This is a genomic window from Methylobacterium sp. Leaf123 (assembly GCF_001423405.1).
GTDB lineage: Bacteria > Pseudomonadota > Alphaproteobacteria > Rhizobiales > Beijerinckiaceae > Methylobacterium.
In genome coordinates this window covers 360,377-386,971 of the sequence record NZ_LMNS01000001.1, presented here as the reverse complement: position 1 = coordinate 386,971, position 26,595 = coordinate 360,377, and the positions used below count along the sequence as shown (strand labels likewise).

Genomic DNA, 26,595 nt, shown 5'->3' with positions numbered 1-26,595 from the left:
TCTTTGTCCGATGCGCGACGTCGCATGACATCGCAACGCTTGCACCGCCGAAGAGCACGGGCGTAAACGACGCGTCTTGAGGAGTTTTTCGATGACCGACCGCCAGCCCGGCTTCAACACCCTCGCGATCCACGCCGGCGCGACCCCCGACCCGGCCACGGGCGCGCGGGCGACGCCGATCTATCAGACGACGAGCTTCGTCTTCGACGACGTGGACCACGCCGCCTCGCTGTTCGGGCTCCAGGCCTTCGGCAACATCTACACCCGCATCACCAACCCGACGAACGCCGTGCTGGAGGAGCGCATCGCCGCGCTCGAAGGCGGCACCGCCGCGCTCGCCGTCGCCTCGGGCCATGCCGCCGAGTTCCTGACCCTGCACGCGCTGATGCAGCCGGGCGACGAGTTCATCGCGGCCAACAAGCTCTACGGCGGCTCGATCAACCAGTTCAATCATTCCTACAAGAACTTCGGCTGGCAGGTGGTCTGGGCCGATACCGACGACCCGGACTCGTTCGAGCGCGCCATCACCCCGCGCACCAAGGCGATCTTCTGTGAGAGCATCGCCAATCCGGGCGGGGTCATCACCGACATCGCCGCCCTCTCGGTGATCGCCAAGCGGCACAACATCCCGCTCATCGTCGACAACACGATGGCGACGCCGTACCTGATCAAGCCATTCGAGCACGGCGCCGACATCGTCGTGCATTCGGCCACCAAGTTTCTCGGCGGCCACGGCAATTCCATCGGCGGCCTCATCGTCGATGGCGGCACGTTCCAGTGGCAGGGCGATGCGCGCTACCCGATGCTGTCGGAGCCGCGGCCGGAATATGCCGGGATGGTGCTGGCCGAGACCTTCGGCAATTTCGGCTTCGCCATTGCCGTGCGCGTGCTGAGCCTGCGCGATCTCGGGCCGTCGCTGTCGCCGTTCAACGCCTTCCTGATCCTCAACGGCATCGAGACCCTGCCGCTCCGGATGCAGCGCCATTCCGACAACGCGCTGAAGGTGGCGACCTTCCTCAAGGACCACGCCAACGTCGATTGGGTGAGCTATCCCGGCCTGGAGAGCGACCGCTACCACGCGCTCGCGCAACGCTACACGCCGAAAGGCGCAGGCGCTGTGTTCACCTTCGGTCTCAAGGGCGGCTACGAGGCCGGTGTGAAACTGGTCTCGAACCTCCAGCTCTTCAGCCATCTCGCCAATATCGGCGACACCCGCTCGCTGGTGATCCACCCGGCCTCGACCACGCACCGCCAGCTCACGGACGAGCAGAAGCGGGCGGCCGGCGCCGGCCCCGAGGTCGTGCGTCTCTCGATCGGTATCGAGGATGCGCAGGATCTCATCGACGATCTCGACGCCGCCCTGCGGGTGTGAGCCTTACCCCTTGCGGGACAGCGTCAGTGCGTCCCGCAAGTCCTGCCCGTCGGTGAGAAGTTGGCCGTCGCGGCGCATCCGCGCCAACAGCGCCCGGTCGGGAAAGCCGCGATAGGGCAGCACCGGGACGGTTCGACCCGCCGGAATCGCTCCTTCGGCAGCAATCTCGCCGAGCACGCGATCGACCAGAGTGCGACCATGCTCGTGCAGCCGCACGGCCGCGCGCGTCGCCGTCGTGCCGTCGGGCAGCGCGACTGCCTCCTGGGCCAGGATCGCCCCGGCATCGATCGCGGGCGCGAGGCGGTGGACGGTGACGCCGAATTCCCCCTTCCCGTCCGCCAGCACGTGGATCGCCGGCACCGGTCCGCGATGGAGCGGCAGCAGACTCGGATGGAGATTGATTCCGCCGAGCCGCGCCCGCGCGAGCGTCGCTGCGGAGAGAATCTGGTCGAAATGGAAGGTGACGATCAGGTCGGGCGCGTGCGCCGCGAAGGCCTGAGCCACCGCCTCGCCGTTCACGTCATCGACGCGCAAGGCCGGGATATCGAACTGGCGGCAGAGGGCGGCGAGCGGCGTCGCCTCGGGCGTCTCGCGGCTGCCGGCGAGGCGCTGAGAGAAGGGTGAGAGCGGGCGCAGCAGGTCCGGCAGCCCGAAATTGACGCCGAGATAGGGAAGGAAGCCGGGGCCAGACCGGGCGAGATGCCGCCGGACCTGACCGACGAGCCCGCCGTTCGACGGCCGCTCGGCATTGGAGAGGCCGACAAAGGCGATCGCCGCCGCGTGATCCGCCACGAAGCGCCGCACAGCGCGGGCGTTCGGCAGCGCCTCCAGCGCGAACAGGGCGATCCGAAGGGGCGGCATCAGCGCCGCGGCCGGTTGCGGAATCGGACGCCGCTCAGCCCCGCGCTGCGCAACCATTCGGGCACCAACAGCGCGCCACGGGCGAGCGCGGCGAGGATCGCCGGGAAAGCGATGACGTCCTGATCGCGCTCCAGCCCACGGGCGATGCGGGAAGCGGCCTCGTCCGCCGTCATTTCGAGGGGGCGCCAGCCCTTGATGACGCCACCCATCGGCGTCTTGACGTAGCCCGGCGTCACCACGCTGACGCGCACGCCGAGGGGTTTCAGCTTCTGGCGGAGCGCGAGGCCGTGGGCGAGCAACGCCGCCTTGGCTCCGCTATAGGCCGGGGCATCGGGCAGCGGCGCGTAGGCCGCCAGCGAGGAGATCAGCGCGATCTGCCCCCGGCCGCGCCCGCTCATCAGGGTCACGCAGGGCAGCATCACGTTGAGCGCCCCGGTGAGGTTGATATCGGCCGTCTCGAAGGCCGTCGCCTCGGTCTCCAGGCCACCGGACGGGTGCCCCCCGTTCACCGCCGCGTTGACGATGACGAGATCGAGGGGCGTCGCCGCATCGGTCTCGCGGATCCAGGCGCCGACCGCCTCCCGCTCGCGCACGTCGATCCGCCGCGTCACCACCGCGGACCCACGCGTCCGGCAATCTTGCGCCACCGCCTCCAGCCGCTCCCGATCGCGGCCCGTGAGCACAAGGTTCGCCCCCGTCTCGGCGTAGAAACGTGCGAGGGCCGCGCCGATGCCGCTGGAGGCGCCGGTGATGAGGATGACGGGCAAGGAGAGGGGTCTTTCCGCTGAGGAGCCGGGTCGTAGGCCGGCGATCAATAGGCGGGGGAGAGGCTTTCGTCGCGCCCGGCCTGCTCCAGCGTGTCGCGGGCGGCGGCCAGCGCGGCCGGCGGAAGCGCCGCTTCGAGACGGGGCACGGCACCGGCCACCGCCCGCTCGATCGCCGAGCGGGAGAAGTAGCCGCCATTGATCTGGGTGCGGTTCATGACGACCCGGAAGAAATCCTGCATCAACGCCGCGTCAGGCGCCTGCGGATCGCGCCAGAACGTGTCGATGTCGCCCTGATGGGTCAGACCCGGCAGGTTGTAGACCGCCGAGCCGAAGGCCAGCGTCGGCCGTCCGCGCTCCAGGGCCAGCATCCCGACGGTGGAGTTCACCAGCACGACGCCGCGGCTGCCGTCGATGAGTTTGGGCAGGTCACCGCCGTCGATGAAGTCGAGCCGGTCGTTGCAGCCGTGGCGCTTGGCCGATTGGCGGGCGCGCTTGCGCCAGTTCATGATGCCGCTGTCGAGGGGGTGCAGTTTCACCAAGAGACGCGTCGGCGCCTGCGAATGCTTGGCGAAGGAGGCGATCACCCGGTCCATGAAGCCCTCGACGCCGAGGAAAGGCGAGTGGACGCGGATCTGGTAATCGCTGTCGAGCTGGAGCGGCAGCAGGAAATAGTCGGCGTTGATCGCTTGGTAGATCTCGTTCACCCGCGCCGCCTCGCGGCGGGTGCGGCGGCGGCGCACGAACTTCCGGATCCAGCCGGCATATTCGGCGGCGATGTGGTTCGGCCGGTGGGTGCGAAAGCCGGGATAGAGGTACGGAAAGCCGATATTGGCGATGTTGAAGCCGATATCCCACAGGCTGCGCCGGCCCATATCTCCAGTGAGCGGCATGGCCCGTCCGGGCTGCGGCAGCTTGCGGGCCAGCTCCCGGATCTCCTCCGCGCGCTTCGGCAGGGTCGAGTTGCCGTTCACCCCGCCCGCCTCGCAAGTGATCCAGTAGGGGCGGATATAGCCCTCCTCGAACACGTGGATGCGCACGCCCATCGGCTTGGCGACGAGCACCGCCGCCTGATGGTAGGGCCGGCAATCGCCGAACAGCACGATGTCGGTGACGTTGTGCGTGCGGATATAGGCTTCGAGATAGGCGTCCCAGCCGTCGCGCTTGCCGCGGTAATGGTCGGCGGGAAAGGGCCAGAACAACCAATCGCCGGCCGAGAAATTGATGCGGCGAACCCCGTGGCCGCGCTCGCGCAGGGCGTTTCCGAGGACCGAGAAGAACGGGGAGGCGATCCCCTGCAGGAACAGGAACGTGGCGGCGCGGGGGCCTATGGCATTGGCACGAGGCAGCGACATTCCCAGGCGCTCAATCCCTAGTCGTGAAGCGGTGTGCGTTGCACCATCCGGCCGAACGTCTCTCACCACAGCCCCGCGTACGACAACCGCTGCGCGAGGAAACCGAGAGAATTTGCAGCCTCCGTTGCCGATCGATCACGCCACGGCTGTGACGATCGGTCGAGGCACCTCTCGCGCCAGATTGCGGCTCCGTTGTGTCCGGTGCGAATCCATCCCCGGAAAAGTGCATTCTTCACAGGCGAGGCCGCAGCGCGCGGTACCGGCGGTGTCGGCGCATAGGAAGTTGCGGCCCATGCTCGGACCGGCCTGGGCCAAGGACGAGGCATGGGCTATGGAGCGGGCCCCGCCATGATCGAACGGCCATGACAGACCTGCGCCCCATCGAGCCGCAAGGGGATACCGGGCTGCCCCGCTCCTACCTGCCGCTCGGCCGGTCGGTTCGGCTTCTGCGCGCGCAGATCGAGGCGGCGACGGGCGCGTCGCTGACCTTCCGCTCCCCCGGCCCGCCGGCTTTGTGGTCCGCGACGACACCGGACGGCAAGGCGGTTCTGCGGGTGACACCGGGCCCGCTGCTCAGCCCCTACGATTCGCCGGAGGCCGGCCTTTCGAGCCTTCGGCTGAGCTATGCCGGCCGGCCCCTCGGAGGCGAGCCCCCCTCCCCGGATTTCGGCGACCTCCTGCGCGCGCGCGGCCTCGCCGGCTTCAACCGTTTCGCCCGCTCGCTTCCGGATGTCGCGGCGGACCTCTTCTCGGGGGATGCGCCGCCCGCCCTCGCCCTGATCGATCCGCAGACGGCCGCATCGAGCGTGGCCCTGCGAGCCTTCCTGACGCGGCTTCTTACCGAGAATCCGGGGACGCGCTTCGTCGCCGCCGGCCCCGACGGCTGCCCGCCGGATGGGGCGCCCGCCGATCCGCGGCTGACCGTGATCGCGGCCCCGGCCGATCCCTGGCTGCTGTTTCCTCACGCCGCACGCATACACGTCGCGCGGTGGGACGCGGCCTGCGAGGCGGCGCTGGCCGGCTTCGAGGCCCATTGTTCCGACCCGGCTGCGGGTCCGCGCCCGGCGGATGCGGCGGCGTTCCTAGCGCTGCGTTACGGCGTCGGCGTGCACGGCTTCGATCCGTGGACGCGCCGGCCGATCCCGCTCGCGGATGCGGTGGAACGCGTGGCCTGGCTGCGCGACCGCTTCCTCGGCAATGACCGCCGCGTCGTCCTCGTCGGCGTGTCCGGGTGGAAGCGGGCCGCGCTCGATGTCTTTGCCACCGGGCCGGCGGGACCACCGCTGCACACCATGACCGCGGACGAGGCGGTGGCGCTCGCCCGCTCGCAGGGCGGCCGGGTTCAGGCCTGGGCGACACGCTGCCCGGAGCAGCTTCCGCGCCTCTGCGCGGAGGCCGGTTTGCCTTTCGCGCGGATCGAGGACGGCTTCCTGCGCTCGGTCGGTCTCGGCGCCAGCCTGGAGCCGGGCGCCTCCATCGTCGTGGACGATCTCGGCATCTACTACGACCCGCGGGTGGAGAGCCGGCTGGCCCGCACGCTGAAGGAGGCCGAATTCTCACCCGGCCTGACCGCCCGTGCCGCCGCCTTGCGCGAGTCGATCGTGGCGCGGCGCCTGAGCAAGTACAATGTCGGTCTCGAAGGCGTCGGCGAGGATTGGCCCACGGACCGGCGGATCGTGCTCGTGCCGGGCCAGGTCGAGGACGACGCCTCGGTGCTGACCGGTTCGCCAGAGGTGCGCGGCAACCTCGCCCTGCTGCGGGCCGCCCGCGCCCGCAACCCGGACGCCTTCCTGCTCTACAAGCCGCATCCCGATGTCGAGGCCGGGTTCCGGCCCGGCACGATCCCGGAGGAGGAGGTGCGGCAGCTCGCCGACCGCGTCGTCGGCGGTCTCTCAATCGTCGACCTGCTCGACCGCTGCCACCATGTCGAGACCATGACCTCGCTATCGGGCTTCGAGGCCTTGATCCGGGGACTGAGCGTCGCCGTCCACGGCCGCCCCTTCTACGCCGGCTGGGGGCTGACCGAGGATCTGGCACCGGGGGCCGACCGCGGCCGCACCCTGTCCCTCGACGCCCTGGTGGCGGGCGCGCTGATCCTCTACCCGCTCTATCTCGATCCGGTGGCGATGAAGCCGTGCACGCCCGAGCAACTGCTCGACCGGCTCAGCGAGGCCCGGGCCGCGGCACCGCCCTCGCGCCTCGCCCTCGGCGCGGTCCGTCACGCGACGATGCGGCTGCGCTACGCCCTGATTAATCCGGTCATACGCCGCCTGCGCGCCCGACGCGGCGTGCGCAGTGAATCCGGCCGCTAAAGACAGCATGAGCCTCGCGACCTACCTCGTGCCCCTCGCGGTCGCGCTCATAGGCGCCTTCGCCATCGAGGCGGCGGCCTCACCGCAGCGTCCGAGCCTCCGGCCGGGCGATCTGGCGATCCGGGCCGCCGGCTACGCGCTGATCACGCTGTTCTGGTTCCAGTTCTCGTGGCGGCCCTGGCTCGCCGCCTCCTCCTGCCTGCTGACGCTGGCGATCCTCTCGGTGGTGGACCGGCTGAAACGCCGGGTAATCGGCGAGCCGGTGGTGTTCAGCGATCTTGCGCTGCTCGCCCAGGTGCCGCGCCACCCGCAGCTGTATTACACCCTGCCGCTCACCGATCTGCGGATCGCCGGGCCTCTGCTGCTCGCCCTCTCCGCCGTCTTCGCTTGGTACGTCCTGGAACCCGCCGCGCTGCCGGGCGGGACGGCTGCGTCCATCCTCGCGATCCTCGGCCTGCCAGCCGCATTGGCGGCCCTCGCGCTCGCGGGCCTGACGTCGCCGGGGCAGCGGGCTCTGCGCCATATCTTCCCGCATCCGGACCTCGCCCGCGACGTCGCCCGCTACGGGCTCGTCGCGACGATGATGGGCTACGGGCTGCGCCGCCTCGGCGAGGATGATGCGCGGCCGGTGCCGGCGCGGGCGGAAGGCAGCCCCGACGATGAAATCGTCGTCGTGGTCCAGCTCGAATCCTTCCTCGATCCCGCCCGCCTCGGCGGTCCGGATCTTCCGGCGATGGCGCGGATCCGGGCGCAGGCGGCGCAGTACGGCCGCCTCGCGGTTCCCGCGCATGGCGCCTACACCATGCGCTCGGAGCACGCCGTGCTCACCGGCCTCGGCCCCGAAAGCCTCGGCTTCGGCCGCTACGACCCCTACCTCGCGCGCAAGGGCGAGGAGCCGACCAGCCTCGCTCGGCTCGCCCGTGCCGCCGGGTTCGAGACGGTGTTCGTGCACCCCTTCCACCGCGACTTCTTCGATCGGGCTCGGGTGTTTGAGCGCCTCGGCTTCGAGCGCCTCGTCATGGAGGAGGATTTCTCGGAGGCGCCTCGGATCGGGCCTTATGTCGGCGACGTCGCCGTCGCCGACCGCATCCTGGCGGAGGTGGCGAAGGACCGGGGGCGCACCTTCGTGTTCTCCGTCACGATGGAGAATCACGGACCCTGGAAGCCGGGCCGGCTCACCGGCATCGATGAGCCGCTGGCGCAGTACCTCCACCACGTCGCCCATACCGGCCAATCGATCGAGCGGCTGATCGACGGGCTCGCCGGGCGGCGGGCGACGCTCTGCGTGTTCGGCGACCATGCGCCCTCGCTGCCGGACCTCCGCCCACCGGAAGCCGGCCCGGTCGCGACGGACTATGCCCTGTTCCGTTTCGGCCGGGACGGTGGCCCGGCTCCCGCCCGGATCGATCTCACCGCGGCACAGCTCGGCTGTGTCCTGCGGGACGCCGTCACCCCGAAACGTTCAGGATTTGGGGGATAAGCGTAGCCATGCCACGGTGGTGACGCATTGCTGCGTGAGCCCTCGGCGGCCGTCGGCGCATCGTACGCGTCAATCAAGCATCAGGCCGGGGCCCGTATTCAATGGATCGCAGTGACTGCGTGGCTATCGGAAAGGGAACGGACGTGGCTTTGCGCCCCGCCTCGGCCCGGATGGAGTCTCCGATGAAGTGCGCTGCGGCCCTGGCGATCCTTGCCGCCGCCCTCGCCCTGCCGGGATGCTCGATCCTGCCGGCCGCAGGGCCGACCACCTCGGCGATCGAGAGCGGCGCCGACGTCGCCACCGCCGAAGGCCTGTTCGCCCGCTACGAAATCATCGACATCACCCCGGCCCTCGTCGAGGCCCTGCGCACCCGCCCCCTCGACAGCCTCCTCGTCACCTTCGGCGACCATCGCCCCTCCGTCGAGCCGGTGATCGGTGTCGGCGACTCGGTGGCGGTTCAGGTCTGGGAGGCCGGGGCCGGCGGCCTGTTCTCCGGCCCGCTCGTGTCCGACCGCTTCTCGGCCGGCTCGAAGTCGGCCACGATCCCCGAACAGGTGGTCGGGCCCGATGGCGGCATCACCGTTCCCTATGCCGGCCGGATCAAGGTCGTTGGGCGCCGTACCCAGGACGTCCAGGCGCTGATCGAGACCGAACTCGCCGGCAAGGCGATCCAGCCGCAGGTGCTCGTCTCCGTCACCAAGCCGGTCTCGCAATCGGTCACCGTCTCCGGTGAGGCGGCCATGGGCAAGCGCGTGCCGCTCTCGGGCCGTGGCGACCGTCTGCTCGACGTCATCGCCCAGGCCGGCGGCGTGCGCACCCCGGTGGCCGAGACCTTCGTGCGGCTCTCGCGCGGCAACCGCACCGTCACCGTGCCGATGACCACGGTGGTTTCGAACCCGCGCGAGAACATCTTCGTGCGTCCCGACGATACGCTGACCCTGGTACGTGACCCGCAGACCTTCCTGGCCGTGGGTGCGCTCGGCAACACCACCGAGGTGCCGTTCACGGCCGACGGGCTGACGCTGTCGCAGGCTCTGGCACGCGCATCCGGCCTGCGCGAGTTCCAGGCCGATCCGGCGGGCGTGTTCATCTTCCGCTACGAGCCCGCGGCGGTGGTGCGGCGGCTGCGGCCGAACTCGCCGCTGCTGTCCTCGCCGCAGGTGCCGGTGGTGTACCGGGTCAACCTGCGCGATGCGCAGGGCATGTTCCTGACCCAGAGCTTCCGCATGCGGAACCGCGACCTCGTCTACGTGTCGAGTTCGCCGTTCGCCGAGCTCGGCAAGGTGCTGAGCGTGTTCTCGACCGTGGCCTCGCCCATCGCACGAATGTTCCTGACCCAGAGCTTCCGCATGCGGAACCGCGACCTCGTCTACGTGTCGAGTTCGCCGTTCGCCGAGCTCGGCAAGGTGCTGAGCGTGTTCTCGACCGTGGCCTCGCCCATCGCYGCGGGYGCCTCGATCTACACCGTCACGCGGTAAAGCGTCGTCCCGAACCGTGGCCGCCGGCCTTCGGGAAAAGTCGATGCGAGAAGGTGAGCCTGAAGCTTTGGCCTGGATCCAGCATCCAGGCCGTTGCTCTAGGACCATCGTCCGGGTGGCATGGGGGTCCGAATGGACCCTGCATGCCCCCTCGCTTCCGCGAAAGGCCGCCCCGTTTCAACGAGATCGCGACTTGCCAAAGGCCCAGCCCGCGTCATTCCATGCAGCGAAGCTGATGCCGGATGCGCGGCCGTGCCGGTCCCGAAACGGGTGCCGGCACAGGACGGCCGTCCTGACAGACGACAACAGTCCGGACCGGCAGACCTTGGCAAAGGGGCAGCGGGCTGGGAAAGAGGCGCCATGACGGTCCGACGCCCCCTCGCCCTCGGTTCGGCCTCGCTCGCGTTGCTGGCCGGGTTCCTCCTCTCGGCCGTGCCGGCCGCGGCGGAGGTCAAGGTCGGCGTCGCGGTGCCGCGCACCGGCCCCTACGTCACCGTCGGCGCGCAGGTGCTGCGCGGCGTCGAGGCGGCAGCGCGGGACGCCAACGCGAAGGGCGGCATCAACGGCGAGACCATCGTGCTCGATGTGCAGGACGATTCCTGCGATTCGAATCAGGCCGTGGCGGTGGCCAACCACTACGTGAATACGGGCGTGCGGCTCGTCGTCGGCCATGTCTGCTCGAATGCGTCGCTCGCGGCCTCCGATGTCTACGCCGCCAACGGAATCGTGATGATCACCGCGGCCTCGGTCGCCGCCAAGCTGACCGATCGCGGCCTGCCGACGATCTTCCGGGTCTGCGGCCGTGACGACGATCAGGCCAAGCTCTCGGCCGCGATCCTCGCCGAGCGGTTCCGCGACCGGAAGATCGCCATCCTCAACGACCTCTCCCCGGCCTCGCGCACCCTCGCGGCGGCGACCAAGGACAACCTCAACCGCATCGGCGTCAACGAGGCGATGGCGACGGCCTTCCAGCCGAGCGATGCCGACGACGTGGCTCTCGCCGACCGGCTGAAGGCGGCGAATGTCGATGTGGTCTATTACGGCGGCGACGCGCAGGAGATGGGCCGGCTGGTTCGCATCGCGGCCGAGCGGGGCTTTCGCCCGCAATGGTTCGGCACCTCGGCCATCGCCACACCGGATTTCGCCAAGATCGCCGGCCCCGCCAGCAACGGCGTGCTGATGACCTTCTATCTCGATCCGAGCCGCAAGCCCGAGGCGCAAGGCGTGGTGGCCGCGTTCAAGGCGCAAGGCGTCGAGGCGGATGGCTCGATGATCTACGGCTACGCCGCGCTCCAGGCCCTGGTGGAGGCCGGCAACTTCGCCCACAGCACCGAGCCCGCGCCCATCGCCAAGGCCCTGCATGGCGAGCGCTTCGATCTGGTGCTCGGCCCTGTCGGCTTCGACAACAAGGGCGACATCACCGCCCAGGGCTACGTGCTCTACGTCTGGCGCGACGGCAACTTCACACCGGCCAAATCGAACTGACGCCGGCGAACCGCCAGACCGTCAGTCGCGCAGGGCCGCATCCACTTCCGCGCCGCGGCCGAGGTCGCGCATCACCTGATCGAGTTGCGGGCGCTTGCGCAGTTGCAGCGCGTGCAGGCGGCGCACCGCCTCGCTGAGGCTGCCCTGCCGCCCGAGCATCTCGTCGGCAAACGCGATCATGCGCGCGTTCGGCCAGGCCTTCTCCCGCTGGGCGTGGAGGCGGGCGACGAGGTCCTGCGCCGGCGTGTCGGGCTCGGCCTCGGCGAACAGGGTCGCGAGGGCCGCGGTCGAGCGCGAGATGCCGACATGGCAATGGACGAGGATGTGGATCTCGCCGCCATCGGCGATGGCGGCGCGGCCGAAGGCCAGGATCTTCTCGACGTCCTCGCGCTCCGGCAGGACGACGCCCGGCGCCGGCTCGATGGCATCGTGGAACCGCAGGATGGTGCGTCGGTGGGTGCCGTAGGCACCGAACGCCTCCGGGTCCGCCCGATCGGGATCGAGGATCGACAGGACGTGGCTGACGCCGCGGGTCTGATGCTCGACGAGTTCGTCGAGGCCGCAGACGGTGTGGAGGTGGAGCTTTTCGGTGTTCACGCCGAGCCTGCTATCACGCCGCGCCGCGCGAGGCGACGGGGCCTGCCCCGGTTTCCGGATGGCGGGCTTCACGTGTATGGCAACGGTCTGCCCGCGGAAGGGCGGCCGAGCGATCGGGACGAGCCGGGAGATCCATGGAAAAGTCCGTGCAACGCCGCGCCCTGTTGACCGCCGGCCTCGGTGCCGGATTGAGCGCCGCCGGATCCCTGGCGAGCCCGGCCCAGGCCCAGCAACCGACGCCGGAGCTGCGCTGGCGCCTGACCTCGGGCTATGCGCGCAATCTCGACATCCTGTTCGGTGCCTCCGAGAGCCTCGCGAAGGCGGTGGCCGAGGCGACCGACGGGCGCTTCCAGATCCAGGTCTCGGCCGCGGGCGAGTCGGTCCCCGCCGAGGGGCTGCTCGATGCGGTCGGAAGCGGCAAGACCGAGATGGGCCACGCACCGGCCAGCTTCGGCATGGCGAAGAACGCCGCCTTCGCCCTCGCCACCGCGATGCCGTTCGGGCTCAACGCCCGCGGCCAGAACGCGTGGTGGCTTCAGGGCGGCGCGGCGGAGCTGTTCGCCGAGATCTTCGCCAAGAACGGATTGGTGGCTTTGCCCGGCGGCAATACCGGGGCGCAGATGGGCGGCTGGTTCCGCAAGGAGATCAAGACCGTCGGCGACCTCCAAGGACTCAAGCTGCGTGTCGGCGGGCTCGGCGCGACGGTGCTGGCCAAACTCGGCGCGGCGGTGCAGGCGACGCCGGGGCCGGAGATCTATGCCGCGCTGGAGAGCAAGGCGCTCGATGCGGCCGAATGGATCGGCCCGCACGACGACGAGAAGCTCGGCCTACAGAAAATCGCGCCGATCTACCATTATCCCGGCTTCTGGGAGGGCGGCGCCCTGCTGCACTTCTGGATCAATGCCGACGCCTGGAAGGGCCTGCCGAAATCCTATCGCGCCATCCTTCAGGCGGCGACGGCTCAGGTGAATGCCGACGTCCAGGCCCGCTACGACGCGCGCAACCCGCAGGCCCTGCGCCGGCTCGTCTCGGGCGGCGCGCAGCTCCGCCCCTTCCCGCAGGACGTGATGGAAGCGGCCTTGAAGGCGTCGAACGAGGTCTATGCCGACCTCTCGGCCAAGAATCCGGACTTCAAGCGGATCTACGACGCGATGAAGACCTTCCGGAACGAGGAATACCTCTGGTTCCAAGTGGCCGAATACACCTACGACAACTTCATGATCCGCGCCCGCGCCCGCGGATAATCCGCCCCGGACTTAAGACAAAAAAAAGCCGCCCGTGAGGGCGGCCCGAAGTCTAGGGAGGAAACGCCCAAGGAGGGCAGCGGGAGGCAGACGCCGTCTGCGTTCCCGCAATGCACAAAATGATCGTCGCCCAGGATTTTGCAAGTCGCTTCGTCGGCAATGATCGCGTTTGCACGTGTGGAGGCACACGTCGGTCGGGGTCTGTCACTCAAATGCCGCAGATGATTTCGAAGCCTGGCTGCAATGATCGCGGCTCTCTATGCAGTAAATTGAGACGCGCACATTGTTTTCGCGCGCGACAGATCCTTGAAACCGTTAGCGATTTCTGACCCGCACGGGCGACGCACCGAGGCGGAGGGCGCGTCGGGCCCGATGCAACATTTTCTGCCCTGATGCATTCCCTGCCCCGACGGGACGTCCGAACCCGCGAAGCGGAAAGCGGGGCCCGAATCGGCGCGACCGGCCACCGCGGCGGAGACGGGCGGGACGGAAGACAGCCGAGGCGGGGGCATTTTCGAGTAATGGCGATCCAACCGGCCCGCATCCGGGTGCTGAACGACGTGCCGCCGCGCGCGGGCGGCGATTACGTGCTCTACCTGATGCAGCAGGCCATGCGCGTCCCGTTCAATCCGGCGCTGGAAGCGGCGATCGAGGAGGCCAACCGCCTCAAGCTCCCGCTCCTTGTCTGCTTCGGCCTGCTCGACGGCGCCAACGGCTTCCCCGAGGCCAATGCCCGGCATTACGCCTTCCTGTTGCAGGGGCTCGCCGATGCGGCCGCCGCCCTGGAGAAACGCGGCATCGCCTTCCTCCTGCGCCGGGCGACGCCGGCCGAAATCGCCATCGACCTCTCCGCGGGCGCCGCGCTGCTGGTGCTCGACCGCGGCTACCTCGCGATTCAGAAGCACTGGTACGGCGAGATCGAGCGGGCGGTGCAATGCCGGATCGTTCAGGTCGAAGGCGATGTGGTGGTGCCGCTCGAGACCGCTTCGACAAAGCACGAATACGCCGCGCGCACCCTGCGCCCGAAGCTCCGGAAGCTCTGGGACGACTATCTCGAACCGGTGAAGCCGCGCAGGGTCGATCACCCGGCCGAGGGGCTGATCGACCGGCTGAAGCTGAAGGACGGGCTCGACGTTTCGGACCCGGAAAAGCTTCTCGCGAAGCTGACGCTCGACACCACGGTCGGCCCGGTGAAGCGCTTTCGCGGCGGCTATACCGAGGCCGCGGGGCATCTCGAGCGCTTCCTAGAGGATGCCTTCGCCGGCTACGGCGCCGGGCGCAACAAGCCGGAGGCCGGGGCCGCCTCGCATATGAGCCCCTACCTGCATTTCGGGCATATCTCGCCGGTCGAGATCGCGCTGGCGATCCGCGCCGCGAAGGACGCCGACGAGGACGACCGCTCGGCCTATCTCGAAGAGCTGATCGTCCGGCGCGAACTGGCGATGAACCACGTCTTCCAGACGCAGGGCTATAACGACTACGCCCGCGCCGTGCCGGACTGGGCCCGCAAGACCCTCGCCGAGCATGCCGACGACGAGCGCCCGAAACTCTATTCCGAGGAGGAGCTGGCGGCGGGGAAGACCCACGACCATTACTGGAACGTGGCCATGCGCGAGATGCGCGAGACCGGCTACATGCACAACCAGCTGCGCATGTACTGGGGCAAGAAGATCCTCGAATGGTCGCCCTCGCCGGAGGAGGCATTCGCCCGGACGCTGCGACTCAACAACCGCTACTTCCTCGACGGGCGCGACGCGAACTCCTTCACCAACGTCGCCTGGATCTTCGGCCTGCACGACCGCCCCTGGCAGACCCGCAAGGTCTTTGGGAGCGTGCGCTATCAGAGCGAGAACTCCCTCAGGAAGTTCGACGCGAAGGGCTATGAGCGGGCGGTGAAGCGGTTATGCGAGGCGGAGCAGGATTGAGACGAAATCCGACGACCTGCGAGCGCCTCCAAGCACCCTATCGGATCGGCTGGCGCAGGATCGTCTTCAGTTTGGCGGGCTCCGTCTTGCGGGGATCGCTGAGGTAGATCTCGTGATGCGGGCCGTTGAAGGTCTCGCCCCGGCCCGGCATGACCTCGTCATGCAAGCGGCTGAGCGTCGGCCCTTCGTCGTCGTAGCGCCCGATATGCAGGATCTGTAGCGCGCGGCCTTCCAAGTAAGGCTCTAAGCGCAAAGAGCCCGGCAACGCGCCGAGCTTACGCTCTGTCGGCATCACCGCGCTCTCGAACATCGCCTTCCTGACGAAGTCCGGAGCCGCGATCATGACGGTCCAACACCACCGGTCCTTCTCACGCCGGACGAAGCTGGACGGATCGTCCGACCACCAGAGGGCTTCCAGCGGCGGCACCACGTAGTCGCATCCGAGCGCCTTGGCGGCGAACTTCATGGCGTAGCTCACGCCGTAGAGCGCCGTGACGGCCGTGCGGTAGGCGCTGACGGTGTTGGGATCTCCCGCGCCATCGACCTTGACGAAGTTCAAGGGCGGCACCAATACTTCCGAGAAGTCACGCGTCGATGCGCGATACAGATCCTTGTAGCGCACCTTCAAATCAAGTTTGCTCATGAGCAATCGATGGCCATTTTTGACGAAATATTTCGCCTCAGCCCCTCAATCCGTTACGTCGCGATCTATGCCGACGCGGCGGTGCAGATGAGGCAGCGAGGGGATTTGCCCGACGCGTCCTCGCCGGAATCCGACAAGTACGAGGAGCTGTTCATCAATCCCGTTCTATTGAAATTGGCAAAGCAGCGGGGAAATGTCGATTGTGGCGGCGCCCGCTACGTCATCGTCGGCTACGGGCATTTTCATCAACTCGTCATCGACCGACCGAACGGCCACGTCTCGGTCTGCTTCGATCTCGGCGAAAACCCGCTTGTTTACGTCGATCGGATCCATTCGCTCCTGTGAGCGTCGAGGCCCCCGGCGGCGAGGCTCGCAAGCCGATCGCTACCGCTTCAAACATCCCATCAGCCCATCCACCTGCCCCATCCGGTTCTGGATGCGCCCGGCAATCGCCCGCACCCCGCGGGTCGGCTTGCCGGCGCTGCGCAGGATCGGATTCGGCAGGACGGCAGCGAGCAAGGCGGCCTCGTTGCGGGTCAGGTCGCGCGCACTCTTGCGGAACCAGTGGCGGGCGGCAGCCTCGGCCCCGAAGATGCCCTCCCCCCACTCGGCGACGTTGAGATAGATCTCCATCGTCCGGCGCTTGCCCCAGACCGCGTCAGCGATCACCGCAAGCGGGATTTCGAGCCCTTTGCGGAGGTAGGAGCGGCCCGGCCAGAGGAAGACGTTCTTGACCGTCTGCATGGTGATGGTGGAGGCGCCGCGGCTCGGGCCCTCCTCGTCATCCACCACGTCGCGCAGGGCGCTCCAATCGACACCGTGATGCAGGCAGAAGCGTTGGTCCTCGGAGGCCATCACCGCCTGGACCAAGGCCGGGGCGATCGCCTCAAGCTTTACGCTGTCCCGCTCAGCGCCCTGGAGCGTCAACCAACGGCCCAGCATCAGGGTTGAGGGCGGGGTCGCCACGCTATAGACGAGCGCGAGCGTGAGCGTGAAGGCAAGAACGGCAATGGGAGCGAGCGTGATCAGGGTGGCGGCGCGCCGCAACCCGGTTCGACGCCTCGGGGTGGAATTCCGCGACGCGGGGGTCCTCGCGAGGGGCTTCGGCGAAGGAATCCTCCGCAGGTCGCGCCCGTGCCGTTCCGCCTCGCTCTCCTCCGGCACCGCCACGTCGCGTCCGCCCCTCCCCGATCCAGGCCAGTTCCGATGACCTCAACGCAGGCTTCCCACCCCTCGGTCAAGGCGGACGCCTATACGGGTGACTTTACCCACAGGCTCGCTCAGGTCGCCGACATGGTCGAGACCTTCCTCGTCGATCTACTCGGGCCGACCCTGCAGCCCGGCGAGATCGCCCGCCCGCCCCGGCTGATGGAGGCGATGGGCCACGCCGTGCTCGGCGGCGGCAAGCGGCTGCGGCCCTTCCTCGCCATCGAGACCGCGCGGATGCTCGGCGGGGCCGAGGATGCGGCGCTCGCGGCCGGTGCCGGCGTCGAACTCGTCCACTGCTACAGCCTCGTCCACGACGACCTGCCGGCGATGGATGACGACGACCTGCGCCGCGGCAAGCCGACCGTCCACAAGGCCTATGACGAGGCCACCGCGATCCTCGTCGGCGACGCGCTCCAGACGCTGGCCTTCGAGGTCACCGCCGATCCGCGCTGGCAGCCCGATCCGGCGATCCGGGCGGAACTGGTGCTCGGCCTCGCCCGCGCCTCCGGGCTCGGCGGCATGGTCGGCGGCCAGCTCCTCGATCTCTCGGCCGAGGGGCGCTTCGGCCCGACCACCATGGATATCGACGACACCCTGCGGATGCAGGCGATGAAGACCGGGGCGATCCTCGCCTTCTCCGTCGAGGCCGGCGCCTTGGTCGGTGGCGCGAATGCGGATGAGCGGGCAGCCCTCCTGCGCTACGGCAAGGCGCTGGGCCAAGCCTTCCAGGTTGCCGACGACATCCTGGACCGCGAAGCCTCCCCGGAAGCGATGGGCAAGGCCACCGGCAAGGACAAGGATGCCGGCAAGGCGACGCTGGTCGACCGCCTCGGCCTCGACGGCGCGCGGGCCGAGTGCGACCGGCTGGTGGCGGTCTGCGAGGACGCCGTCGCCCCCTGGGGCGAGCGGGCGCAGGTGCTCAAGGACGCCGCCCGCTTCACCGTGGCGCGCAAGGCCTGATTCCATCCTACGGCTGCGGCGGGTCCGCCGGCCGTACGCCGTGGAAGCGGTGCTGCTGGTCCGGTGGCACCCGGGCGCAATCCTCTCGGCGGCCGAACACGCGGTAGCGGGTGCGCGCGACGAGGCTGTAGAGCCGGTCGCGCAGCGGCTTCGGGATGATCCCGAACACACGGCCCCAGCGCCACGGCGCCTTGAGATGCCGCGCCACGGCGAGCGCGGCATCCGAGCGCGTCAGCGCCCGCCCATCCTGAACCAGCAGGAAGGTGCCGTTGAGATCCGCTTTGGTGAAGCCGTGGCGGGCGGCGAGGTCGAGCCCCTCGCCGGACCACGCGCCCATGAAGTGCAGGCTGTGGTCGCGCTCATGCGTCAGCACGAAGCGCAGCATCCCGGCGCAGAGCACGCAATCCGTGTCGAAGACGAGGGTCGGCGGCATCGGCCGGGGCGCTGAGCCCGTCACGCGGCGCTGACGACCACTTCGACGAGGTTCGGCGCACCCGAACGGATCCCCGCCTCGACCGTGCCCGCAATGTCCGCCGCCCGCTCGACCCGCCGGGAGGGCACGCCCATCGAGGTGGCGAGCGCCAGAAAGTCGATGCGCGGATCGGTGAGGTCCATGGCGATGAAGCGGTTCGCGCGCACCGAGGCGTAGTGCGTCTGCGATTTCATGAACTGCTTCAGGATGTTGTACTCGGCGTTGTTGATGACGACGAAAGTCACCGGCAGCCCCTCATGCGCGGCGGTCCAGAGCGCCTGGGGCGAGTACATCGCCGCCCCGTCGCCGACGATGCAGACCACCGGCGCCCGGTCGAGCCCGAGCGAGAAGCCGACCGAGGCCGGCATGCCCCAGCCGAGCACGCCGCCGCGGATCGACGAGTATTGCCGCGTCCAGGTGCTGTGGAGGATCGTGCGCAGATGCCCGAGCGTTGCGGGTGCTTCGTCGATGATGGCGATGTCCGACCCAACGGCCCGGCCGATCTCGCGGGCGGCGACGAGGGGGTGGATCACCGGATCGGCGAAGGCGGCATCCGCCTTAGCCTCGAGCGCGGCCCGGCGGGCGTCGTAGGCCGCAACGGCTTCGCGCCTCAGGCGGGCATAGGTCTCGGCGCGGGGCGCGAGACGCGCTTCGAGCAGCGGCAGCAGCACGTCGAGAGAGGCGCGGACATTGCCCACCGTCGAGAGCTGCGTCGCGTAGGTGCGGCCGAGGTCGCGGGCATCCGCCGAGAGCTGGAACACCTGCGTGCCGGCGGGCACGGCCGAGCCTTCCGTGTAGAGCACGGTGATGAGCGACTTGCCGCCGAGCGCGAACACCGCGTCGTAGCGGCCGAGAATCTCGGCGATGCCGCTCGCCTTGGTCGGCAGGTTGCCCATCCAGAGCGGGTGGGCGGTCGGAAACGGGATATGCGCCGGCCAGGACGAGCCGTAGACCGGCGCGGCGAGAAGGTCGGCGAGCCGCACCGCCTGGGTCGAGGCGTCGCTGGCATCGACCTCGTCGCCGGCGATCAGTGCGAGCCGCCCCGGCGCGATGCCCGCGAGATGATCTGCGAGCCGGTCGAGGGAGCCGGCGACCGCACGGTGGTCGATGGTCGAGATTTCGCCGAGCGGCGCGGCGGTCATCGCCTCCATCACGTCCATCGGCAGCGACAGGAAGACCGGCCCCGAGGGCGCTGCCGCGGAATCGTGGAAGGCGCGGCGCAGCAGAACCGGAAGCTGGTCGGCATGCGTCACCTCACGCGCCCATTTCACCGTGGGCGCCGCGATGGTGGTCAGGTCGCCGAACAGCAGCGGATCGGTGATGACGTGCCGCGAATCCTGCTGGCCGGCCGTGACAACGAGCGGCGTGCCGGAGATCTGGGCGTTGAGCAGGTTGCCCATGCCGTGGCCGAGGCCGCCGGCCGTGTGCAGGTTGAGGAAGCCCGGCCGGCGCGCCCCCTGCGCATAGCCATCGGCCATGGCGACGGCGCTCGCCTCCTGAAGGGCGAGCACATAGGCGATGTCGGGCGCGTCCGTCAGCGCATCGATCAGCGGCAGCTCGGTCGTGCCCGGATTGCCGAAGATGTAGCGGACGCCCTCCGAGCGCAGCACCTCAAGCAGAACGTCGGCCCCGCGCCGCTCGGACAGAGAGTCGAGTGTCGTGACCGTCATGGCCTGCTCCTGCCGCACCTTCGAGAGGTAATCTTCAATACGCATCACCCGCGCCGGGACGATGTCCGGCCCGGTGAAGGGCGTTCAAGGTCTCTCGAACATCGACGGCACCGCGGGGGACATCCACCCCTCTGTCGAACGCCGGCCCGAAATCGTCACGCGATCATGGCGTGGCGGCGCGCGGGCGAACCGTCCAGGTCGCCCAGTAGACCGGCCGGCCGTAGAGCGAGGAGGCGTCGCTGCCGTCGATCCGCGGGGCCCGGCGGTCGAGCCAGGTCAGGAAGCCGCCTTTGTCGGGGTAGATCGTCGGCGCGTCGAGGTTGCCGTAGCGGTCGGTCATCCAGCCGAAGCCGTCCCGGGTGAAGCGCCCCAGCGCGTCGCCCCCGGAGCGCAGGCCGAGATAGGCGGTGGAATGGCCGGCCGCGACGGGCTCGGCAAAGAGCGACAGGGCGGTGAGGCTGCCGGGCGAGAGGTCGGCGGTGTAGTGCAGGCAGATATCGGCGACGGGCCCACCCGAGACCGTGACCGGCCGCGAGCAGGAATAGGCCACGGCCCAGCGGTCCATGCCGCGCGCCTTGGCGACGCGGATCTCGGTGTCGGCCGGCAGGCTCTCGATCAGCGTGACGGGGGCCGACCATGTGCGCTCCGCCAGCGGATCGCGGCTGGTGCGCAGGTACAGCGCCATCCGCCGCCGGTTCCGCGGCGCGTCGCAATCGGCGGGCACCACGTCCGTGTAGAAGTAGTGGTAGACGCGATCGACCACGCTGATCGAACCGGTCAGGCCGCGGGCCTCGAAATCCGGCGCGGCGCAGTTGCCGACGATTGGCTTGCCGGTATCGTCGAGCACCGGGGCGGGCTTCATCGCTGCCGGCCGGGCGCGCCCGCGCCGACGCCCCTTCTCCTCCGTCGCAGGCGCCCCGAACGGCCGCCACTCGGTGCCGGGATCGGCTTCGACGCGCAGGTCGAGGCTCTGGAAATCGTAGGTGCGGGCCTGAACCAGCACCCGGCGACGGCCCTCCCCGGAGGGCTCCGTCGCGGTGGCAAGGATGGCGTAGTACGGATCACCCGCCCAATCGCGCCCCGCGACCATCATCGCATTGCCGGACGGGTCGTCCTCCGGCGCGGCGGCCTGGGCGCGGAAGGTCATCTTATCCGCGGGCTTATCCCCTTGCCGTGCCTCGCGCGCCGCCCGGCGGGCCTCCCGCCGCGCCTGACGGGTCGCCCGGCTGCGGCGGCGCGGCTGTTCGGCCCGCGGCGAGCCGGTGCCCCTGAGGCCCTCGCTCCAGAAACGCGGATCGGTCGGCGGCAGCATCGTCGCCAGCGTTTCGATCTGCCGGCCGATGCGCACGGCGCCGCCCGCCGCGGGGTCAGTGGCCCGCAGGTCGGTCCGGCAGGCCTCCTCGCCGCGGCGCCCGCCCTGGCGCGGCGGCTCGGCCCGGTAGATCACCTGAAGCGGGCCCGGCGGCCCGGTATCCTTGAGCCGCAGGATCTGCACGTCGTGGACGAAGTGGCAGGGCGGCGGAGCGGCGTAGACGCCCTCGGCCTCGTCGGCCGAGCGGCAGATCTCCAGGGCGCCGCCGCCGGTGAGATAGCAGGCGCTGCCGCCGCTGCGCGCCGCGCCGGCCTGGGACGGCCCCGCCCATGCCGCGAACAGGACGAGCGGCACGGCGATGATCCTCATTCCGCGTCGGGCGGGCCCGGCCTCGGGCGAGAGGGAGCCGCGTCCGGCGGCGGTGGGGTCGGAAAGGCGCGGATTGTGCACGGCGCAACCTTAGCCCTTCCGGCCCACGCTCGGAAAGCACTCGCGACAACCCGTCCCATCACGATCAGGTCGTTTTCGGCACGCGAGAACCGAACATGGTGAAAGGATTGGCTCACCAACACGGATTATCGTGGGTCTCCGTTCGATAGTGAGGGCATTCCATCGATGAGCAGCGGTCTTTCGGCACCGGCCGGTCTGTCGGAGGTCTCCCGCCTCGCGACGTTGCTGGCCGATCAGGCGCTCGACGCGCAGATCATGAGCCGTCCCATTCCCGACGATCAGGTCCAGGCTCTGCTGGACGCCGCCGTGCTCCTCGACGAGTACGGCCAGGAAATTCCGCCCCTGCTCGAGCAGATCGTGCACGAGATCGGCTCCTCCGCGCCGGAACGCGCCGTGCGCCCCGCCAAGCGCCCGGAGGAGGACGAGGTCGGGCGGATGGCCTGGATGCTGCGCCCGTTCCGCTCGGGCAAGCGCGCAGGTTAGGCGTGGGTCAGGTAGCCCACGCAGCGCGCGACGGACTTGCAGGGGCCGGGCCGCGCCGATAGAGCGCGGGCAACGTGGCGCGTGCCATCAGCCCGGATTTCAGCCCCATGACAACCTACAAGCTTCTGCTCCTGCCCGGCGACGGCATCGGCCCCGAGGTGATGGCCGAGGTCGAGAAGGTGGTGGGCTGGCTCAAGCGCGCGGGCCTCGCCGATTTCGCGACCGAGCGCGACCTCGTCGGCGGCGCGGCTATCGACGTCCACGGCAAGCCGCTCGCCGACGAGACGCTCGCCCGCGCCGACGCGGCCGACGCGATCCTTCTGGGCGCGGTCGGCGGGCCGAAGTGGAACGGCGTGACCTACGACATCCGCCCCGAGGCGGGCCTGCTGCGCCTGCGCAAGGATCTCGGCCTGTTCGCCAACCTGCGCCCGGCGATCTGCTACCCGGCGCTCGCCGACGCCTCGGCCCTCAAGCGCGAGCTGGTCGAGGGCCTCGACATCATGATCGTGCGCGAGCTCACCGGCGGCGTCTATTTCGGCGAGCCGAAGGAGATCACCACGCTCGAGGACGGCTCGAAGCGGGCGGTCGATACGCAGGTCTACACCACCGCCGAGATCGAGCGGATCGCCCACGTCGCCTTCGACCTCGCACGCAAGCGCTCCGGCCGGGTCGCCTCGGCCGAGAAGAACAACGTGATGAAGACCGGCGTCCTGTGGAAGGAGGTCGTCACGCGGGTTCATGCCGAGCATTACAGCGAGGTCGAGCTCGAGCACGTGCTCGCCGACAATTGCGCCATGCAGCTCGTGCGGCGCCCCAAGCAGTTCGACGTGCTCGTGACCGACAACCTGTTCGGCGACGTGCTCTCGGATGTCGCGGCGATGCTCACCGGCTCGCTCGGCATGCTGCCCTCCGCCTCGCTCGGCGCGACCGACGCGCGCGGCACCCGCAAGGCGCTCTACGAGCCGGTCCACGGCTCGGCCCCCGACATTGCCGGCAAGGGCTACGCCAACCCGATCGCGATGATCGGCTCGCTCGCCATGTGCCTGCGCTACTCCTTCGGCCTCGGTGAAGCCGCCGACCTCGTGGAAGGCGCGATCACCCGGGCGCTGGCCGCCGGCGCTCGCACCCGCGACATCGTCGGCGAGGGCCAGACCCCGATCAGCACCGCCGAGATGGGCGACGCGATCCTGCGCGAGCTGGAGACGCAGGCGGGCTGAGAGAGCCGAATCGCTCCGATCGATACGAAGTGCCCTTCCCCTCTCCCCGCCTGCAGGGAGAGGGGTTTTTCAGCCAAGCTCGCGATGATCCGGAGGCAGGATCACTCCTCCCCCAGCGGCAGCCACGACCGCCCATCCCGCGCGAGCAGATCATCCGCCTCCTTCGGGCCGGGACTGCCCGCCGGGTAGAAGCAGACCGGCGCGTCCTTCCACGCCTTGAGCAGCGGATCGACGGCGGCCCAGCTCGCCTCGATGGTGTCGGCGCGTTGGAACAGGGTCGGGTCGCCCATCATGCAATCGTAGATCAGGCTCTCGTAGCCGACGGTGGGCGCCGGGTCGAAGAAGTCGCTGTAGCGGAAGCCCGTCTCGATCGCGGCGAGATGCATCTGCGGCCCCGGCCGCTTCACGTTCAGGCGCGTGGCCGAGCCGGGCTCCGGGTCGAGGCGCAGGCGCATGACGTTCGGGGCAAGCTCGCTGCCCTCCGCCCCGCGGAACAGCGTGAGCGGCGTCGGCTTGAAATGCACCGCGATCTCGGTGCGCCGCTCGGCCAAGCACTTACCGGTGCGCAGGACGAACGGCACGCCGGACCAGCGCTCGTTCTCGATCTCAAGCTTGAGGGCGACGTAGGTTTCGGTGCGTGAATCCTTCGCCACATCCGGCTCGTCGCGATAGGCCGGGACGTCCTTGCCCTCTTCGCGTCCCGCCGCGTACTGGCCGCGCACGGCATTCTCCGGCGTGACCGGGCGGATCGCCGCCACCAGCTTCGTCTTCGCGTCGCGCACGATTTCGGCGTCGAAGGCGGCGGGCGGCTCCATCGCCACCATGGTGAGAAGCTGGAACAGGTGGTTGGGCACCATGTCGCGCAGCGCGCCCGTCGGCTCGTAAAAGCGGCCGCGCTCCTCGACGCCGATGGTCTCGGCAGCGGTGATCTCGACGTGATCGACGTATTGCCGCCGCCAGATCGGCTCCAGCATCGCGTTGGCGAAGCGGATCGCCAGGATGCTCTGAACTGTCTCCTTCCCGAGGAAATGGTCGATCCGGTAGAACTGGCTCTCGTCGCCCTGCGCCAGGATGGTTTCGTTGAGGGCCTTGGCAGAAGCGAGGTCGGAGCCGAACGGCTTCTCGATGACGACGCGGCGGAAGGCGTCGTCCGTCTGCTCGAGCAGGCCGGCCTTGCCGAGGCCCTCGACCACGGGGCCGAAGAAGCGAGCGGAGACCGCGAGGTAGAACACGACGTTGCCGGTGAGGCGTCCGGCAAGATGATTGAAGGTCGCGTCCTCGGAGAAATCACCCTGCATCACGTGCAGGCGCTCGCGGATGAAGTCCCAGGGTCGCGGGTCGATCCGCTCGGCGTGGAACTCGGCGGACGGGTCCTTGGTGAAGGACTCCATGGTTTGGGTGAGGTCGTCGCGCCAACCCTCATCGGTGAGGGGGTTGTGATCGACGCCGAGAACGGAAAAGCCGTCATCGAGCAGCCCGCCGCCCGCGAGGTTGTAGAGGGCCGGCATCAGGAGGCGCTTGGTGAGGTCGCCGCCGGCACCGAAGATCACGAGGGTGCAGGCCGGGGTCTTCGGCGTGTCGGGCGTGTCGTGAACGCAGGCGTCGGGCATGGGCCATCCGGGGCTCTCGGCCGGCGAGGGGCCGACCGCTGGAATCCCGGTTTCAACAGAGGCCAGCGGTTCCTGTTCCGGCCGAGCTGCCCTGCAAAACCCTACTCGTCGGTGCGGACGGCCGAGCCGCCATCGATCGGCAGGCGCGCGCCCTTCAGCTCCTCGCCGGTCGGCAGCGAGCGGGCGTCCCAGCCGCCGCCCAGCGACCGGATCAGTGCCACGGCGGTGGTGAAGCGGTTGAGGCGAATCTGGAGCGCGGTGACCTCGTTGTTGATGAGCAGCGCCTGGGCGGTCACGACAGTGGTGTAGTTCTGCGTCCCGGCCCGGTACTCATTGAGGGTAATCTCGACCGCGCGCCGCGCCGAGGCGACCGCCTCGTCCTGCTTGGCCTGCTGCCGGGCGAGGATGCGCACGCCGGCCAGCCCGTTCTCGACCTCGCCGAAGGCGGTCAGCACCGTCTGGCGGTAATTGGCCACCGCCGCCTCGTAGGCAGCCCGCGCCGTTTGCAGCACCGCAGCGCGGGCGCCGCCGTCGAAGAACACCTGAGAGCCGTTCGCGGCGATCGACCAGACACGGTTGGCGGCCGAGAACACGCCGTTGCTGGTCGCACCGGAGAAGCCGCCCGAGGCCGAGAGCGTTACCGTCGGATAGAAGGCGGAGACCGCCACGCCGATCTGCTCGCTCTGCGCCTGCACCAGCCGCTCGGCCCCGGCGATGTCGGGCCGGCGCTCCAGGAGATCGGACGGGATGCCGACCGGCACCGAGGGTGGACGCACCGGAAGGGGCGCGAACGGCAGCTTGACCTCCGAGGGCGGGCGGCCGGTGAGAATCGCCACCGCGTGCTCGAAGGTCGCCCGCTGAAGATCGACGGCGATCAGCGAGGCCTGCGTCGTCTGGAGCTGCGTCTGCGCGGTGATGACATCGGAGCGGGCGGCGACGCCCGCATTGTACTGGTTCTCGGCGATGCTGAGGCTGCGCTTGAAGCCCTCGACATTCTCTTCGAGCACGCGCTTCAGCGAATCCTGATAGCGCAGTTGGAGGTAATTGGTCGCCAGTTCCGCCTGAAGGCTGAGACGCACCAGGGCGAGGTCGGAGGCCGAAGCCTGGGCAGAGGCGACATCGCTCTCGATCTGGCGGCGGATGCCGCCGAACAGGTCGAGTTCCCAGTTCGCCTGCCCCTGGAGCGAGACGGTGGTGCGCTCGGCGCCCAGCGCCCGCGACCGGGTGATGCCCGGAGCGCCGATCACCGTGGGGAACAGGGCGGCGCGCGCCTGCGCGACGAGGGCGCGGGCCTGATCGTAGACCGCGACCTGGGCGCGAAGGTTCTGGTTGTCGACGTCGATGGAGCGGATCAGCCGGTCGAGCGTCGGGTCGTTGAAAGCCCGCCACCAATCGCCGCGCTCGGCCGCATCGTTCGGCAGCGCCCTGCGCCAGCCCTTCTGCGCCTGGACGTAGGCGAGGCTGTCCTCGCGCATTCCGCCCTGCTTGAAGCCAAGCGGCGTCTCGACGGAGGGGCGCGAATAATCGGGGCCGACGAGGCAGCCGGAGGTCAGTGCCGCGACCGCGCAGACGGTGGCGAAGCGGAACAGGAGCCTCGACCTCAACCCTCGCCCCTCTGCGGGAGAGGGTGGCCCGCGAAGCGGGTCGGGTGAGGGGCAGCACGACGTCCGGAAACGTGGCTCCCCTCTCCCGCCCT

General features: G+C 69.4%; 22 protein-coding genes. 11 read left to right on the top strand and 11 right to left on the bottom strand.

Annotated features, from left to right (window positions below; all coding sequences use genetic code 11):
* Nucleotides 1-91 precede the first annotated feature (91 nt).
* Nucleotides 92-1,372 carry an O-acetylhomoserine aminocarboxypropyltransferase gene (locus ASF53_RS01550; protein WP_056192728.1) on the top strand — a complete coding sequence of 427 codons (1,281 nt, stop codon included), beginning with the start codon at nt 92-94 and terminating at the stop codon, nt 1,370-1,372.
* A 3-nt stretch (nt 1,373-1,375) separates the two neighbouring features.
* Here ASF53_RS01550 and ASF53_RS01545 read toward each other — a convergent pair whose 3' ends face one another.
* Genes ASF53_RS01545 through ASF53_RS01535 form a run of 3 tightly spaced genes read right to left on the bottom strand, consistent with a single transcriptional unit; the run spans nt 1,376 to nt 4,352 of the window.
* Complete coding sequence (locus tag ASF53_RS01545) at nt 1,376-2,233, bottom strand: formyltransferase family protein (protein WP_056192723.1); 858 nt, start codon at nt 2,231-2,233, stop codon at nt 1,376-1,378.
* The gene (locus ASF53_RS01540) at nt 2,233-3,000 is read right to left on the bottom strand and encodes an SDR family NAD(P)-dependent oxidoreductase (RefSeq protein ID WP_056192720.1); all 768 of its coding nucleotides are present in this window, start codon (nt 2,998-3,000) and stop codon (nt 2,233-2,235) included. Before ASF53_RS01540 ends, ASF53_RS01545 begins: the two co-directional genes overlap by 1 nt.
* A gap of 44 nt (nt 3,001-3,044) precedes the next feature.
* The gene (locus tag ASF53_RS01535; RefSeq protein ID WP_056192716.1) at nt 3,045-4,352 is read right to left on the bottom strand and encodes a capsule polysaccharide biogenesis protein; all 1,308 of its coding nucleotides are present in this window, start codon (nt 4,350-4,352) and stop codon (nt 3,045-3,047) included.
* A gap of 362 nt (nt 4,353-4,714) precedes the next feature.
* Between ASF53_RS01535 and ASF53_RS01530 the strand changes: the two genes are divergently transcribed.
* From ASF53_RS01530 to ASF53_RS01515, 4 genes are all read left to right on the top strand, one after another.
* Complete coding sequence (locus ASF53_RS01530) at nt 4,715-6,664, top strand: capsular polysaccharide export protein, LipB/KpsS family (RefSeq protein ID WP_056192714.1); 1,950 nt, start codon at nt 4,715-4,717, stop codon at nt 6,662-6,664.
* A gap of 7 nt (nt 6,665-6,671) precedes the next feature.
* Nucleotides 6,672-8,144, top strand: a complete 1,473-nt coding sequence (locus ASF53_RS01525; protein ID WP_056192711.1) for an LTA synthase family protein — start codon at nt 6,672-6,674, stop codon at nt 8,142-8,144.
* A gap of 182 nt (nt 8,145-8,326) precedes the next feature.
* A complete protein-coding gene (locus ASF53_RS01520; protein WP_286134040.1) occupies nt 8,327-9,622 on the top strand; it encodes a polysaccharide biosynthesis/export family protein in 1,296 nt (431 codons plus the stop codon).
* Nucleotides 9,623-9,982: 360 nt separating this feature from the next.
* The gene (locus tag ASF53_RS01515) at nt 9,983-11,107 is read left to right on the top strand and encodes a branched-chain amino acid ABC transporter substrate-binding protein (RefSeq protein ID WP_056192708.1); all 1,125 of its coding nucleotides are present in this window, start codon (nt 9,983-9,985) and stop codon (nt 11,105-11,107) included.
* A 21-nt stretch (nt 11,108-11,128) separates the two neighbouring features.
* On the opposite strand, the gene ASF53_RS01510 is transcribed toward ASF53_RS01515, so the two are convergent.
* The gene (locus ASF53_RS01510; RefSeq protein ID WP_056192705.1) at nt 11,129-11,704 is read right to left on the bottom strand and encodes a tyrosine phosphatase family protein; all 576 of its coding nucleotides are present in this window, start codon (nt 11,702-11,704) and stop codon (nt 11,129-11,131) included.
* 134 nt (nt 11,705-11,838) lie between these two features.
* Between ASF53_RS01510 and ASF53_RS01505 the strand changes: the two genes are divergently transcribed.
* Nucleotides 11,839-12,948 (top strand): TRAP transporter substrate-binding protein, encoded by a 1,110-nt coding sequence (locus ASF53_RS01505; protein ID WP_056192703.1) that lies wholly within the window; start codon nt 11,839-11,841, stop codon nt 12,946-12,948.
* Nucleotides 12,949-13,469: 521 nt separating this feature from the next.
* Complete coding sequence (locus ASF53_RS01500; RefSeq protein WP_056192701.1) at nt 13,470-14,873, top strand: deoxyribodipyrimidine photo-lyase; 1,404 nt, start codon at nt 13,470-13,472, stop codon at nt 14,871-14,873.
* Between the two features lie 37 nt (nt 14,874-14,910).
* Here the strand turns inward: ASF53_RS01500 and ASF53_RS01495 are convergent, their stop codons facing one another.
* Nucleotides 14,911-15,495 carry a GyrI-like domain-containing protein gene (locus tag ASF53_RS01495; protein WP_286134088.1) on the bottom strand — a complete coding sequence of 195 codons (585 nt, stop codon included), beginning with the start codon at nt 15,493-15,495 and terminating at the stop codon, nt 14,911-14,913.
* Nucleotides 15,496-15,525: 30 nt separating this feature from the next.
* On the opposite strand from ASF53_RS01495, the gene ASF53_RS01490 reads away from it, so the two are divergent.
* Complete coding sequence (locus ASF53_RS01490; protein ID WP_056192695.1) at nt 15,526-15,861, top strand: hypothetical protein; 336 nt, start codon at nt 15,526-15,528, stop codon at nt 15,859-15,861.
* A gap of 39 nt (nt 15,862-15,900) precedes the next feature.
* On the opposite strand, the gene mtgA is transcribed toward ASF53_RS01490, so the two are convergent.
* Nucleotides 15,901-16,686, bottom strand: coding sequence for a monofunctional biosynthetic peptidoglycan transglycosylase (mtgA, locus tag ASF53_RS01485; protein ID WP_056192692.1), 786 nt, complete (start codon nt 16,684-16,686; stop codon nt 15,901-15,903).
* 36 nt (nt 16,687-16,722) lie between these two features.
* Between mtgA and ASF53_RS01480 the strand changes: the two genes are divergently transcribed.
* Entirely contained in the window at nt 16,723-17,685 is a 963-nt protein-coding gene (locus ASF53_RS01480; protein ID WP_056192689.1) for a polyprenyl synthetase family protein, read from the top strand.
* Nucleotides 17,686-17,692: 7 nt separating this feature from the next.
* On the opposite strand, the gene ASF53_RS01475 is transcribed toward ASF53_RS01480, so the two are convergent.
* From ASF53_RS01475 to ASF53_RS01465, 3 genes are all read right to left on the bottom strand, one after another.
* Entirely contained in the window at nt 17,693-18,118 is a 426-nt protein-coding gene (locus ASF53_RS01475) for a thiol-disulfide oxidoreductase DCC family protein (protein WP_056192687.1), read from the bottom strand.
* Between the two features lie 20 nt (nt 18,119-18,138).
* Entirely contained in the window at nt 18,139-19,827 is a 1,689-nt protein-coding gene (locus ASF53_RS01470) for a thiamine pyrophosphate-binding protein (protein WP_056193831.1), read from the bottom strand.
* A 163-nt stretch (nt 19,828-19,990) separates the two neighbouring features.
* Nucleotides 19,991-21,508, bottom strand: coding sequence for a hypothetical protein (locus ASF53_RS01465; RefSeq protein ID WP_056192683.1), 1,518 nt, complete (start codon nt 21,506-21,508; stop codon nt 19,991-19,993).
* A 246-nt stretch (nt 21,509-21,754) separates the two neighbouring features.
* On the opposite strand from ASF53_RS01465, the gene ASF53_RS01460 reads away from it, so the two are divergent.
* Both ASF53_RS01460 and leuB read left to right on the top strand, forming a co-directional pair.
* A complete protein-coding gene (locus ASF53_RS01460) occupies nt 21,755-22,072 on the top strand; it encodes a hypothetical protein (protein WP_003603725.1) in 318 nt (105 codons plus the stop codon).
* A gap of 107 nt (nt 22,073-22,179) precedes the next feature.
* Complete coding sequence (leuB, locus tag ASF53_RS01455) at nt 22,180-23,289, top strand: 3-isopropylmalate dehydrogenase (RefSeq protein ID WP_056193830.1); 1,110 nt, start codon at nt 22,180-22,182, stop codon at nt 23,287-23,289.
* Between the two features lie 101 nt (nt 23,290-23,390).
* Here leuB and zwf read toward each other — a convergent pair whose 3' ends face one another.
* Nucleotides 23,391-24,899 (bottom strand): glucose-6-phosphate dehydrogenase, encoded by a 1,509-nt coding sequence (zwf, locus tag ASF53_RS01450; RefSeq protein ID WP_056192680.1) that lies wholly within the window; start codon nt 24,897-24,899, stop codon nt 23,391-23,393.
* 101 nt (nt 24,900-25,000) lie between these two features.
* The gene (locus ASF53_RS01445) at nt 25,001-26,503 is read right to left on the bottom strand and encodes an efflux transporter outer membrane subunit (protein ID WP_082482274.1); all 1,503 of its coding nucleotides are present in this window, start codon (nt 26,501-26,503) and stop codon (nt 25,001-25,003) included.
* Nucleotides 26,504-26,595: the final 92 nt, after the last annotated feature.

What these genes read in the sequence shown, in the direction of transcription:
- leuB (WP_056193830.1), top strand. Translation starts at nt 22,180, where the DNA reads ATGACAACCTACAAGCTTCTGCTCCTGCCCGGCGACGGCATCGGCCCC.
- ASF53_RS01480 (WP_056192689.1), top strand. Translation starts at nt 16,723, where the DNA reads ATGACCTCAACGCAGGCTTCCCACCCCTCGGTCAAGGCGGACGCCTAT.
- ASF53_RS01535 (WP_056192716.1), bottom strand. Translation starts at nt 4,352, where the DNA reads ATGTCGCTGCCTCGTGCCAATGCCATAGGCCCCCGCGCCGCCACGTTC.
- ASF53_RS01505 (WP_056192703.1), top strand. Translation starts at nt 11,839, where the DNA reads ATGGAAAAGTCCGTGCAACGCCGCGCCCTGTTGACCGCCGGCCTCGGT.
- ASF53_RS01500 (WP_056192701.1), top strand. Translation starts at nt 13,470, where the DNA reads ATGGCGATCCAACCGGCCCGCATCCGGGTGCTGAACGACGTGCCGCCG.
- ASF53_RS01525 (WP_056192711.1), top strand. Translation starts at nt 6,672, where the DNA reads ATGAGCCTCGCGACCTACCTCGTGCCCCTCGCGGTCGCGCTCATAGGC.
- ASF53_RS01470 (WP_056193831.1), bottom strand. Translation starts at nt 19,827, where the DNA reads ATGACGGTCACGACACTCGACTCTCTGTCCGAGCGGCGCGGGGCCGAC.
- ASF53_RS01550 (WP_056192728.1), top strand. Translation starts at nt 92, where the DNA reads ATGACCGACCGCCAGCCCGGCTTCAACACCCTCGCGATCCACGCCGGC.
- ASF53_RS01515 (WP_056192708.1), top strand. Translation starts at nt 9,983, where the DNA reads ATGACGGTCCGACGCCCCCTCGCCCTCGGTTCGGCCTCGCTCGCGTTG.
- ASF53_RS01490 (WP_056192695.1), top strand. Translation starts at nt 15,526, where the DNA reads ATGGCCATTTTTGACGAAATATTTCGCCTCAGCCCCTCAATCCGTTAC.
- ASF53_RS01545 (WP_056192723.1), bottom strand. Translation starts at nt 2,233, where the DNA reads ATGCCGCCCCTTCGGATCGCCCTGTTCGCGCTGGAGGCGCTGCCGAAC.
- ASF53_RS01475 (WP_056192687.1), bottom strand. Translation starts at nt 18,118, where the DNA reads ATGCCGCCGACCCTCGTCTTCGACACGGATTGCGTGCTCTGCGCCGGG.
- ASF53_RS01460 (WP_003603725.1), top strand. Translation starts at nt 21,755, where the DNA reads ATGAGCAGCGGTCTTTCGGCACCGGCCGGTCTGTCGGAGGTCTCCCGC.
- ASF53_RS01465 (WP_056192683.1), bottom strand. Translation starts at nt 21,508, where the DNA reads ATGAGGATCATCGCCGTGCCGCTCGTCCTGTTCGCGGCATGGGCGGGG.
- zwf (WP_056192680.1), bottom strand. Translation starts at nt 24,899, where the DNA reads ATGCCCGACGCCTGCGTTCACGACACGCCCGACACGCCGAAGACCCCG.
- ASF53_RS01530 (WP_056192714.1), top strand. Translation starts at nt 4,715, where the DNA reads ATGACAGACCTGCGCCCCATCGAGCCGCAAGGGGATACCGGGCTGCCC.